The 212-nt window shown below is 68.9% G+C and carries 1 protein-coding gene; it reads right to left on the bottom strand.

The annotated features are described in order from the left end of the window. A partial coding sequence (locus tag IF37_RS0138805) for a transposase (protein WP_158727476.1) occupies positions 1-212 on the bottom strand: 212 nt, incomplete at both ends.

Below are 212 nucleotides of genomic sequence, written 5' to 3'. Positions count from 1 at the left end.
CTGAGCCAGACCCGGATCGCTTGGGAGCTGTAGCCCTTGTCGCCGATGACGTGGTCGGGCCGGACGCGGGGCCGCCCCGGTCCGAGGCGGGGCACCCGTATCGCGTCCATCACGGCGGTGAACTGGGTGCAGTCGTTGGTGTTCCCGCCCGTGACGGTGAAGGCGAGTGGACGTCCCAGGGAGTCGCACGCCAGGTGAATCTTGCTGGTCAG

The organism is Streptomyces sp. NRRL S-31 (assembly GCF_000718775.1).
Classification (GTDB): domain Bacteria; phylum Actinomycetota; class Actinomycetes; order Streptomycetales; family Streptomycetaceae; genus Streptomyces.
The sequence above is the reverse complement of the archived record's forward strand: the minus strand, read 5'-3'. Positions and strand labels throughout refer to the sequence as shown.